Source organism: Isoptericola sp. NPDC060257, from assembly GCF_042726645.1.
GTDB classification, from domain to species: domain Bacteria; phylum Actinomycetota; class Actinomycetes; order Actinomycetales; family Cellulomonadaceae; genus Isoptericola; species Isoptericola nanjingensis.
In genome coordinates this window covers 1-1,933 of sequence record NZ_JBHXAW010000455.1, presented here as the reverse complement: position 1 = coordinate 1,933, position 1,933 = coordinate 1, and the positions used below count along the sequence as shown (strand labels likewise).

The window sequence follows — 1,933 nt, the reverse complement described above, 5'->3', positions numbered from 1 at the left end:
GGTCTAGACTCCCGACGGCGGGGCCCCGCGGGGCGCCGCCGTCCCCGGGGTCGCGACACGCCGTCGTCCCGACGGGGAACGCACCAGCGACGATGCGCACCGGAGGTAAGCGTGCCAGAGAACGAGACCACCGCCCCCAGCCTCGAGAACCTGCTGCACGAGACGCGAGCGTTCCCGCCCAGCCCCGCCTTCGCGGCGCAGGCGAACGCCCGGCCGTCCCTGTACGAGGAGGCCAAGGCCGACCGGCTCGGGTTCTGGGCCGACCAGGCTCGGGAGCTGGTCAGCTGGTCCACGCCGTTCACCCAGACCCTCGACTGGTCCGAGGCGCCCGTGGCGAAGTGGTTCGCCGACGGGCAGCTCAACGCCGCCTACAACGCGGTGGACCGGCACGTCGAGGCCGGGCTCGGCGACCGGGTCGCCATCCACTTCGAGGGCGAGCCGGGCGACACCCGCACCGTCACCTACGCGGACCTGCAGCGCGAGGTGTCCCGCGCCGCGAACGCGCTCACGTCGCTGGGCGTGACGAAGGGCGACCGCGTCGTCATCTACCTGCCGATGCTCGTCGAGTCGGTCGTCGCGATGCTGGCGTGCGCCCGCATCGGCGCCCCGCACTCGGTGGTGTTCGGCGGCTTCTCCGCCGACGCGCTGCGCAGCCGCATCGCCGACGCCGAGGCCAAGCTGGTCATCACGGCCGACGGCGGCTACCGCCGCGGCGCGCCGTCCGCCCTCAAGCCCGCCGTCGACGAGGCGATCGGCCCCAAGGACGGGGAGCCGGCGACGACAGTCGAGCACGTGCTGGTCGTCAGGCGCACCGAGCAGGACGTCGACTGGACCGAGGGCCGCGACGTCTGGTGGCACGACGCCCTGGAGCACGCGGACACCTTCCACGAGCCCGTCCCGGTCGACGCCGAGCACCCCCTGTTCATCCTGTACACGTCGGGCACGACGGGGAAGCCGAAGGGCATCCTGCACACCACGGGCGGCTACCTCACGCAGGCGGCGTACACCCACAAGAACGTCTTCGACCTCAAGGCCGAGAGCGACGTCTACTGGTGCACCGCCGACATCGGCTGGGTCACCGGGCACACGTACGTCGTCTACGGGCCGCTGACCAACGGCGCCACCCAGGTGCTGTACGAGGGCACTCCGGACACCCCGCACCGCGGCCGCTGGTGGGAGCTCGTCGAGAAGTACAAGGTCTCGATCCTCTACACCGCGCCGACCGCGATCCGCACCTGCATGAAGTGGGGCGAGGACATCCCCGCCGGCTTCGACCTGACGAGCCTGCGCGTGCTCGGGTCGGTGGGCGAGCCCATCAACCCCGAGGCGTGGATGTGGTACCGCCGCGTCATCGGCGGCGACACCGCCCCCATCGTCGACACCTGGTGGCAGACCGAGACGGGCGCCATCATGATCAGCCCGCTGCCCGGCGTCACCGCCACCAAGCCCGGCTCGGCGCAGGTCGCGCTGCCCGGCATCGTGGCCGACGTCGTCGACGACGAAGCCCGTTCCGTGCCCGACGGCGGTGGCGGGTACCTCGTGCTCTCCGAGCCGTGGCCGTCCATGCTGCGCGGCATCTGGGGCGACCTGCAGCGCTTCAAGGACACGTACTGGTCGCGGTTCGAGGGCCTCTACTTCGCCGGCGACGGCGCGAAGAAGGACGAGGACGGCGACATCTGGCTGCTCGGCCGGGTGGACGATGTCATGAACGTCTCCGGCCACCGCCTGTCGACCACGGAGATCGAGTCCGCCCTCGTCTCGCACGACGTCGTGGCCGAGGCCGCCGTCGTCGGCGCCAACGACGAGACCACCGGCCAGGCGGTCGTCGCGTTCGTCATCCTGCGCGGCGAGCACGCGGACCGCGCCTCGACGCCGGAGGGCGCCGAGGAGGTCCAGCAGGAGCTGCGCAACCACGTCGCCAAGGAGATCGGCC

At 71.9% G+C, this 1,933-nt stretch carries 1 protein-coding gene; it reads left to right on the top strand.

All coding sequences use genetic code 11. From position 1 onward, the window contains the following. Positions 1 to 111: 111 nt before the first annotated feature. Positions 112 to 1,933, top strand: a 1,822-nt coding sequence (gene acs / locus ACFWEK_RS21245) for an acetate--CoA ligase (RefSeq protein ID WP_430555328.1), incomplete at its 3' end; no start/stop codon positions are given.